Source organism: Gorillibacterium massiliense, assembly GCF_000455485.1.
Taxonomy (GTDB): Bacteria; Bacillota; Bacilli; order Paenibacillales; family NBRC-103111; genus Gorillibacterium; species Gorillibacterium massiliense.
Map to the genome: position 1 here is coordinate 20,262 of NZ_CBQR020000169.1, position 9,478 is coordinate 29,739.

The 9,478-nt window shown below is 55.0% G+C and carries 7 protein-coding genes and 1 pseudogene; 3 read left to right on the forward strand and 5 right to left on the reverse strand.

What is annotated here, in order from left to right:
* Positions 1 to 4: 4 nt before the first annotated feature.
* The gene (locus TJ79_RS24005; RefSeq protein WP_040952875.1) at positions 5 to 2,221 is read left to right on the forward strand and encodes a heavy metal translocating P-type ATPase; all 2,217 of its coding nucleotides are present in this window, start codon (positions 5 to 7) and stop codon (positions 2,219 to 2,221) included.
* Between the two features lie 74 nt (positions 2,222 to 2,295).
* Here TJ79_RS24005 and larC read toward each other — a convergent pair whose 3' ends face one another.
* Genes larC through TJ79_RS24025 form a run of 4 tightly spaced genes read right to left on the reverse strand, consistent with a single transcriptional unit; the run spans position 2,296 to position 5,322 of the window.
* A complete protein-coding gene (gene larC / locus TJ79_RS24010; RefSeq protein WP_081757129.1) occupies positions 2,296 to 3,198 on the reverse strand; it encodes a nickel pincer cofactor biosynthesis protein LarC in 903 nt (300 codons plus the stop codon).
* The gene (larB, locus tag TJ79_RS24015) at positions 3,195 to 3,986 is read right to left on the reverse strand and encodes a nickel pincer cofactor biosynthesis protein LarB (RefSeq protein WP_040952876.1); all 792 of its coding nucleotides are present in this window, start codon (positions 3,984 to 3,986) and stop codon (positions 3,195 to 3,197) included. The genes larC and larB overlap by 4 nt, the downstream gene beginning before the upstream one ends.
* Positions 3,976 to 4,812: an ATP-dependent sacrificial sulfur transferase LarE gene (larE, locus tag TJ79_RS24020; RefSeq protein WP_052339945.1), complete on the reverse strand. Its 837-nt coding sequence runs from the start codon at positions 4,810 to 4,812 to the stop codon at positions 3,976 to 3,978. Before larE ends, larB begins: the two co-directional genes overlap by 11 nt.
* Before the next feature lie 3 nt (positions 4,813 to 4,815).
* Positions 4,816 to 5,322 (reverse strand): GNAT family N-acetyltransferase, encoded by a 507-nt coding sequence (locus tag TJ79_RS24025; protein WP_040952877.1) that lies wholly within the window; start codon positions 5,320 to 5,322, stop codon positions 4,816 to 4,818.
* Between the two features lie 237 nt (positions 5,323 to 5,559).
* Here TJ79_RS24025 and TJ79_RS26970 point away from each other — a divergent pair, with 237 nt between their 5' ends.
* Positions 5,560 to 6,555, forward strand: coding sequence for a YutD family protein (locus TJ79_RS26970; RefSeq protein WP_081757130.1), 996 nt, complete (start codon positions 5,560 to 5,562; stop codon positions 6,553 to 6,555).
* A gap of 232 nt (positions 6,556 to 6,787) precedes the next feature.
* Positions 6,788 to 9,148 carry a glycoside hydrolase family 94 protein gene (locus tag TJ79_RS24035; protein ID WP_040952878.1) on the forward strand — a complete coding sequence of 787 codons (2,361 nt, stop codon included), beginning with the start codon at positions 6,788 to 6,790 and terminating at the stop codon, positions 9,146 to 9,148.
* 69 nt (positions 9,149 to 9,217) lie between these two features.
* Here the strand turns inward: TJ79_RS24035 and ppnK are convergent.
* Positions 9,218 to 9,478 (reverse strand): annotated as a pseudogene (gene ppnK / locus TJ79_RS27635) (NAD kinase); the annotation flags it as partial.

Here is a 9,478-nt window from a genome sequence, read left to right on the forward strand (position 1 = left end):
GATCATGGTTGAAGGAGAAACAACGGCCCAAGAGACCACATTGCAAATAACAGGCATGACCTGTGCCGCCTGCGCCAGCCGGATTGAAAAAGGCTTGAATCGGATGGAAGGCGTAGCATCGGCCAATGTGAATTTGGCTTTGGAGACGGCGAAAATCGAGTTTACAGACGGTATTACTCCGCATGACTTGATTCGCAAGGTAGAGCAGCTCGGTTATGGAGCCATACTTAAGGAAGAGAAGAAGGATGGCGCCGATCTGCGGCGGCAGGAGATGAATCGGCAGAGGCTGAGGTTTATCCTTTCAGCTTTGCTGTCCTTGCCCTTGCTCTGGGCAATGGCCGGGCATTTTTCCTGGACGTCCTTTATTCCCGTTCCGGATCTCCTTATGAACCCGTGGATGCAGCTGATTTTGGCGACTCCCGTACAGTTTATTATCGGCTATCCGTTTTATGTGGGGGCTTATAAAGCGTTGAGGAACGGAAGCGCCAATATGGACGTTCTGGTGGTCCTCGGTACCTCGGCGGCTTACTTTTACAGCGTGTATCTTACGGCGGACTGGGCGCAAAATGGCGGGCATCATGCGCCGGAACTGTATTTTGAAACCAGCGCGATTCTGATCACTCTTATCATTCTGGGAAAATGGTTCGAGGCTTTGGCGAAAGGCCGCACCTCGGAAGCGATCAAAACGCTCATGAGCTTGCAGGCGAAAACCGCTCTTATCGTGCGGGACGGTCAGGAGCTGACTGTTCCGGTGGAAGAGGTAGCGGTTCATGACATTGTCATCGTGAAGCCAGGGGAGAAAATTCCGGTAGACGGTATTGTGGAGGCCGGTCAATCGTCAGTGGATGAGTCGATGCTTACCGGGGAGAGCATTCCGGTAGAGAAGACGGCTGGAGACTCTGTAATCGGCGCAACGGTGAATAAGCATGGCACTTTGCGGGTGAAAGCAACCAAGGTAGGCAAGGAAACCGCTCTCGCGCAAATCATCCGGATCGTGGAAGAAGCTCAAGGCTCGAAGGCTCCGATCCAGCGTATCGCTGACCGAATCTCCGGTATTTTTGTGCCTGTAGTAGTCGGCTTGGCGGTTGTCGTATTCTTGCTTTGGTTCTTTGCAGGGGGCGGCCACTTTGCCGATTCATTGGAAAAAGCCATTGCCGTGCTGGTGATTGCCTGCCCTTGCGCCCTTGGTCTCGCTACCCCCACCTCGATAATGGCAGGTTCCGGGCGAGCGGCTGAAGCGGGGATTTTGTTTAAAGGCGGAGAGCATCTGGAAACGACACACCGCGTCGACACGGTTGTTCTCGACAAAACTGGGACGATCACGAGAGGCAAGCCCGAGCTGACGGATGTCTTTGCGGCGGACGGTTGGCAGGAAGAGGATTTACTGCGTTACACGGCGGCTGCGGAAAAAAGCTCGGAGCACCCTTTGGCGGAGGCCATTGTGGAAGGCGCCGTCAATCGGGGATTGGAGCTGCAGCCGACTGAGGGCTTTGAGGCGATACCGGGTTACGGCATTCACGCTGCTCTGGAAGGCAAGGAGATTCTGGTCGGCACCCGCCGTCTTTTGGAAAAATATTCGATCTCCTATGCAGCGGCGGAAAAGCAGATGGAGAAGTTGGAGTCGGAAGGCAAAACCGCCATGCTGGCAGCAATCGACGGCCAGTACGCCGGGATGATTGCTGTCGCCGATACGGTTAAGCCGACATCCGCCTCGGCGGTTGCCCGATTGAAGGAAATGGGCATCCGGGTCGTGATGGTTACCGGCGACAATCGCCGTACGGCAGAGGCTATCGGCCGGGAGATCGGCATCGATCAGGTGCTGGCTGAGGTTCTGCCAGAAGATAAGGCAGCGGAAGTGAAAAAGCTGCAGAAGGCTGGCCGCAAGGTGGCGATGGTTGGCGACGGCATCAACGACGCCCCCGCCCTGGCAACGGCGGATATCGGCATCGCCATCGGAACGGGCACCGACGTTGCCATTGAGGCGGCGGACGTAACATTGATGCGAGGCGACCTGACTGGCATTGCCGACGCCATTCGCATGAGCCGGAAGACGATGACGAATATCAAGCAGAATTTGTTTTGGGCTTTGGCCTATAACTCTCTTGGCATCCCCATTGCCGCCGCCGGCTTGCTGGCACCCTGGCTGGCAGGAGCCGCAATGGCCTTCAGCTCTGTCTCTGTTGTGCTGAACGCTTTGCGACTGCAGCGGGTGAAGCTGTAAAATCCGATAATGAAAGCCGTACCTCGCCACTGGCGAGATACGGCTTTTTTGATTTGAGCGGCGATCGACCTGGACTATAGGGTTTGAACGCTCTGTACCGTGAGGCGGGGTGCGCCTTTCTTGATGGACTTCGGCAGAACGTGCGTATGCGAGTGCTCGTTCGAGTGCTCGTGCGAGTGTCCATGGGAATGGCCATGGGAATGGCCATGCGAATGCTCATGAGTAGTAGCGTGATCACCCGCTGATTGCCGGCTCTGTCCGACGATGACCCGCAGCACGTTAGGCTGGTCAGGAAGATTGCGGGTGCCGGCGCCATAGCCGACGGCTTCCACTACCATGGGCGGCATGCCTGAGGTGAATTCCGCTACCACGCCGGCGGCAATTCCGGCTCCGGTAGGCGTCGTCATTTCTACGGCGTGACGGGATGCCGCGACGGGCAAACCCTTCATGATTTCCAGCGTCGCAGGTGCCGGAACCGGATAAATGCCGTGATCGCAACGTACGGTGCCAGAACCTAGGGGAATCGCCGAACAGTAGATTTTTTCTGCTTGCAAGGAATCAAGGGCCAGAGCGACGCCAATGATGTCCACAATGGAATCGATGGCTCCTACCTCGTGGAAATGGACGCTCTCCAAGGGTACGCCATGGATTTTGGCCTCAGCTACGGCGATTCGAAGGAAAATGGCAAGGCTGATTTCCGTCACCCGTTCGTTGAAGCCGGCTTGCCGGATCATATCGGCAATATCCCCATAATGGCGGTGATGGTGAGGTTCCGTTTCCGGATCGATCCGTACATCCATTTTGAGAGCGGATATCCCCGTTTTGATGACGCGGCTCCACTGCAAGCGGAAGGGTTCAACGGTAAGCCTTTTCAATTCATTTTCAATGTAATCCCTGTCAGCTCCGGCATCAACCAGTGCGGCAAGGGTCATATCCCCGCTTATGCCCGAAAAACAGTCCAGATAGATGATTTTCAACGTTCCGTCACTCCCCTGTTTCGGTTGATGATCCCGGCGGCATAACCTGCTCCAAAGCCGTTATCGATGTTGACCACCGTGACACCTGGCGCGCAAGAGTTGAGCATGGAGAGAAGAGCGGCTATGCCGTGAAAGCTGGCGCCATAACCAATGCTGGTGGGCACCGCGATCACCGGCTTCGAAACCAGGCCACCAACGACGCTGGTCAGCGCCCCCTCCATGCCGGCAACCACGACGATGACGCTGGCGCCGCGGATAACGTCAAGCCGCCGGAACAGCCGGTGGATGCCGGCGACGCCGACATCGAATACCCGCTCAACATGGTTACCCATGCATTCGGCGGTGATAGCCGCTTCTTCGGCAACCGGCATATCGGAGGTGCCGGCAGCGACGACGGCGATATAGCCGTCATGCACCTGCAGAATCGGTTTGCGGAACCATGTGACCGCTCTTGCAACCGGATGATAAGTGGCATCCTTCACGGCAGCCAACAGTCCTTCTGCTTTATCGGCGTCGACACGGGTAGCCAACACTCGGTCGGCGTGCTGCATCAGCCTACCGAAAATCAGGATGAGCTGTTCGGTCGTCTTCCCTTCTCCGAAAATAACCTCCGGGAAGCCGGTACGCTTTTCCCGTTCCAAATCCAGTTGGGCGAAGCCGAGATCCGCCACAGCCGCGTCCTGGGGTGTAATCCCACTTGTTTCCCGTTCCCCGCGCAACCGGGCAGCCGCTTCTTCAACGGTCAAATCGCCGGCTTTTACGGCTTCCAGTACGTTTTCAAGCTCCATAGGAGGCTCCTTTCCCGCTCAGCACTTCATTCATGCTGCCTGTCCGGTACCCTTGAAGATCCAGGGTAACGTAAGCAAAGCCCAAGGTGCGGAAACGTTCGTAGATCTCTTCCCGGTGCTCCAGCACTTTGCTTAGCTCTTCCGGCAGCACTTCGATCCGCGCCAGCTTGTCGTGATGCCGCACTCTCACTTGATAGAATCCGAGATTATGTAAAAAAGCCTCCCCGACATCCAACTGATCGATCTTCCATCGCTCGATTTTGCTGCCGTAGGGAATGCGCGAGGACAAACAGGCAAAAGAGGGCTTGTCCCAAGTGGGAAGCCCTAATTCTTTGGACAGGCCGCGGATCTCCTCTTTGGTCAACCCTGCTTCCAAAAGAGCGCTGCGCACATGCTGCTCGTTTTTTGCCTGCAGCCCTGGGCGGTAGTCTCCCAGATCGTCCTTGTTGGTTCCGTCCAATACGAAGGGGTAGCCCAGTTCCTGGGCCATGGCTTGCAAATGCGAAAAAAGCCCGGTTTTGCAATGATAGCAGCGGTCCGGGTTATTGGCGACGAAGGCGGGATTGTCGAATTCCTTGATTTCCGTTTGGACGAGGCGGAAGTTCATCGATTCCGCCAACCGCACCGCGGCATCGAATTCACGGCTGGGAAAGGTCTCCGATGCGGCGATGACGGCAACGACTTGATCGCCCAGCTCTTGCTGCGCTCTTTTCAACAGGAAGGTGCTGTCCACTCCTCCGCTAAAGGCAACGAGTACCCGTCCCATTTTTCGTAAAATATCGCCCAGCAGTCGGTCCTTGTCCGCGGTTGCGACAGCTGTTGTCATGGTTCATTCCCCCGGGTTTTCATCCAGCATGAGTTGAAAAAAGTACACGTCGAGCCAGCGGTTGAACTTGTAGCCGACTTCTTTGAAAGTAGCCACGAGCTCAAAACCGAAACGTTCGTGGAAGCGTACGCTGCCGTCATTGCCGACAGTAATACAGGCGACGATGGTATGAAAGCCCATGGCTTTGCTGCGCTTGATGATTTCGTTCATGAGCTGTGTACCGATTCCTTGGCCGTGGTATTTTTCGCCGAGATAGATGGACAATTCCACGGTAGCGTTGTACGCCGGTTTTGTCCGGAATTGAGAAAGGCTGCAGTATCCGGCGACTTGACCGTCGAGCTCCGCAACGATTAAGGGATAACGCTCTCCGTAATGGGAGAACCACTCCATACGGGCTTCCAGCGTCTGGGGCTCCAGATCGAAGGTGGCGGTGCTGGTGGCTACAGCCTCATTGTAAATGTCTAGAATTGCCGGGACGTCAGTCGCCGCTGCGTCGCGTATCGATATCATGCACGTTCTCTCCTTACCAGGTAATATGTTGAAGTCCTATGTACGAGTATACTTCTTAACCCTAGCTCTTGCCAGATAGCTTCCCGGGTCAAGAATGGCGATAAAGTGGAAAAACCATCGTTTCATGGTATAATACGGGGAGAATTTGGACGCTGGGGATAGAATCCGGCGGCGCGGATGAGCCGGTCTTGGCAGTGGATGATCGGGCGGCTCGCAAATAAGGAAGGTGTGTGCAGGATGATTCATGTTGGGGGCAACGTTTATCAGCTTATTAAGGAACATAAAACCGCATGGAACCTGGAGGCCTACCGCAGCCGCTACAGTGAAGTGCTGGACCGCTACGATTATATCGTCGGCGATTGGGGTTACAATCAGCTGCGGCTGAGAGGCTTTTATAAAGAAGCCAACCCGCGGACAACCAAGGAAACGTCCATTAGCGGACTGGAAGATTATATTAACGAATACTGTAATTTTGGCTGTGCCTATTTTATTTTGGAAAAGATCGGGGAAAGCGCGGAGAAAGAGAAAGAACTGGCTGAACTGTATGCCGAGTCGGACAGGACCCGGGCTGCGGCAGCTGCAGCCGCTGCTGCTATCAGTAAGGAGAAAGCGGCGGAGGCCGCGGAAGCTGTCGAGCGCCGCAAAAATCAGGAGCGGGGCCGCAACGACGGCGGCGAGCGCAATGAGCGCAAAGGGGAACGCTCCCGGGATGGCGGCGACGGCAAAGGCAATGGCGGCCGGGACCGTGGCGAACGGGGCGGCGGCGATCCCAACTTCGCTGAGCGAAGCAATGGCGGCGGCAACCGCGACCGGCAGGAGCGGAACGACCGCAATCCTGAACGAGGCGGCGAACGTAAAGAACGGCCGCAGCGTAACGACCGCGGCGGCCGCAATAACGCCGAGCGGGGCGGCCGGCCTTTTGAGCGCGGGGGAGCGGATAAGAGCCATCACCCGCACAAAAACGGACGTAAAGACCGGGATCGCCAGGGCGCTGTTGTGGACATCCGTGATAACCGTGAGCACCGGGAAAACCGCGAGAGCCGGGAAGCACGCGACAACCGCGAGCCGCGGGAAAATCGCGAGCCGCGGGATAATCGCGATAACCGTGACAACCGCAGCCATCAGCAAAACGGCCATTCGCCGAAGCAGCAATCGCGCCAAGGGCAAGGCAACAACGTCAACAAGCAAGCGCCTCAAGGAAATTACTGGAATCGGCAACCTAAGCAAAATTGAACGGGAACGATGGAACGATACAGCTCACAAAGCTGCCTTTCCATCGTTCTTTTTTATTAATTTCATTCGCGTTATAACCAAAAACACTAGTTTTTTATGGATTTTCACACCAATTTAACGGGGGAAAAATAGCAGGATATCCCGGATAACGCCACGAATGTATTGGTCAGACGACACAGCATGAATAATCGCATCTGTATTAATAACTGAATAATAGGAGTGTGAGTTTCCTGTGCGTTACGGATCTTTTGATAACGAGAAGAAAGAATACCGCATCGACAATCCGAACACGCCGATGTCCTGGGTGAATTACTTGGGAACGGACGAGTATTGCGGCATCGTCTCCAACAATGCCAGCGGCTACGGTTTTCACAAATCGCCGAAATCCGGACGGATGCTGCGGTTCCGCTTCAACAGCGTACCGACGGACCGGCCCGGAAGATATCTCTATATACGCGACGAAGCAGACGGTGATTATTGGTCCGCCTCTTGGCAGCCGGTCGGCAAGCCTCTTGACCAGTACAAAAGCGTTTGCCGCCATGGTATGGGCTATACGATTTTTGAAAGTGAATACAAAGGAATCCGTTCCAACTACCGTCTTTTCGTTCCGGTAGACAAGCCGTTGGAATTTTGGGAACTGGAAATTGAAAACACCACTAACGAGACGAAAGAGCTGTCCCTCTTTACCTATGCGGAGTGGTGCTTTTGGGATATGAACCAGGATTTGAGCAATTTTCAATACATCCTCTATACGTGCCGGATGGATTATGAACAGGATATCATCGACTATTCCCTTCGCCTGTGGCCCATGAACGAGCCGAAGGCATATCTTGCCTCAACGCTGCCTGTCGCCAGTTTTGACACGGATCGGGAAGCGTTCATCGGCCGCTACCGCCATGAGGGTCAGCCCATTGCTTTGGAGAATGGCGCTTGCTCCAACTCCATCGCCATCGGTGGCAATCCCTGTGCTTCCGTGCAAAACAAGATCACCCTCGCACCCGGCGAAAAAGCATACGCCTTGTACATTGTTGGAGTCGGCGATGCCAAAACCACTGGCCGCGAATACAAAGAGCTGTACTCCGACCGTGCGAAGGTGGAGGAGGAATTTGCAAAGGTACAGCGGTATTGGGCAAGCCGAATGGAGAAGATCGGTTGCGATACTCCATCTGACGAAGTCAATACGATGGTGAATATCTGGAACCAGTATCAATGCCATATGACCTTCAATTGGTCCCGTTCGGCTTCCTTTAATGAAGCTGGCGGCCGTGACGGCCTCGGCTACCGTGACACCAACCAGGATATTCTCGGCGTGGTACATGCCATCCCCGATCAAGTCCGGGAGAAGCTCATCGACCTGCTCAAAGGCCAGTTATCCTCCGGCGCCGCGATGCACGGACTGCAGCCGCTTACCTGGACTCAGGGTCCGCACAATATTCCGCAAGAGGCGCACATTTTCTCCGATGACCATCTGTGGCTGCTCTTGTCGATTCCCGCTTATTTGAAAGAAACGGGCGACTTTACCTTTCTTCGTACCGTCATTCCCTATGCGGATGCTGGCGAGGCGGCGGTTTACACCCATATGGCGCAGGCTTTGGAATTCTCCTGGGAGAAAAGAGGGCCGCACGGCCTGCTTCTAGGTCTCGCTGCCGATTGGAATGACTGCATCAATCTCAAGGGCAAGGGAGAAAGCATTTGGAGTACGTTCCTCTACTACCGGGGGTTGCAGGAGTTTATCGCTCTGGCGGAACGTCTCGGACGCAAGGCGGATGTGGAGCACTATTCCGAATACAGCCGGGTGATCCGGATGAACCTGGATCAATACGCTTGGGACGGCGACTGGTTCCTGCGTGGGTATCTGGACAGCGGCAAGAAGCTGGGAGGAAAGGAAAGCGAGCAGTGCCATATTTTCATCAATGCTCAAACCTGGTCTGCCGTTTCCGGCGCAGCCGACCGGGACAAAGCCCTGCGGGCCATGGACAGCCTGAAGGAGCTGTTGGCGACGGAGCACGGCATCAACAAAAATTATCCCGCCTACCGAGAGCATGATGCCGAAATCGGTGCCATTACGACTTTTCCTCCGGGGTTAAAAGAAAACGCGGGCATCTTCTGCCATTCCAACACATGGGCGGTTATCGCGGAGGCGATGCTGGGTCGAGGCGATCGGGCTTTTGAGTTTTATCGCTCCTTCCTCCCTGCGGCGAAAAATGACGACGCTGATCTATACACGATGGAGCCTTATGTCTATTCTCAGTTCATAACGGGCAGCGAGCACCCTTATCATTTCGGCCGGGCACGCAATTCCTGGCTGACGGGAACGGCCTCTTGGGCATTCGTCTCGGTTTCTCAATACATTTTAGGCGTGCGTGCGGATTACGATGGGCTTGTCATCGATCCTTGCATCCCGACAGCTTGGGATGGTTTCCAAGTCAATCGCAGCTTCCAGGGCAAATCTTTCGAGATTCAGGTGAAAAATCCCAACGCCGTCTCTTCCGGAGTGGCGAAGCTGACAGTCAACGGAACCGCTGTCCCCGGAAATCTCATTCCCTTTGATCTGATGAAAGATAGCAATACGGTTGAAGTTGTACTAGGTTAATGCAGCAGCGAAAAAGCGACCGCTCTCCGGCTTTTCGGCCGAAGCGGTCGCTTTTTTTGGTAGGAATGCTCAGTTCAAATCCAATCCGATGAAAGCTTTTTGCACCCGGGTCCAGAAAGGGAACGGGCGGAAGCGGGCAAATTTCACCATTTTATCGGACACCGAGCAGCGGACGGAAATTAAGTCGGTACGCTGCTCGCTTAAATGATCCAGCGTCATCAGCATGCGTTTTCCCGCTTGAGGATAGATGTCGCAGTGATGGTGCTTCGGCAGTAGCATCGGCGACCCGAGTGTGCGGAAAATCCGGTTATTGATGGATGCGATCTCCGT

What these genes read in the sequence shown, in the direction of transcription:
- larE (WP_052339945.1), bottom strand. Translation starts at nt 4,812, where the DNA reads ATGACAACAGCTGTCGCAACCGCGGACAAGGACCGACTGCTGGGCGAT.
- TJ79_RS26970 (WP_081757130.1), top strand. Translation starts at nt 5,560, where the DNA reads ATGATTCATGTTGGGGGCAACGTTTATCAGCTTATTAAGGAACATAAA.
- larB (WP_040952876.1), bottom strand. Translation starts at nt 3,986, where the DNA reads ATGGAGCTTGAAAACGTACTGGAAGCCGTAAAAGCCGGCGATTTGACC.
- TJ79_RS24025 (WP_040952877.1), bottom strand. Translation starts at nt 5,322, where the DNA reads ATGATATCGATACGCGACGCAGCGGCGACTGACGTCCCGGCAATTCTA.
- TJ79_RS24005 (WP_040952875.1), top strand. Translation starts at nt 5, where the DNA reads ATGGTTGAAGGAGAAACAACGGCCCAAGAGACCACATTGCAAATAACA.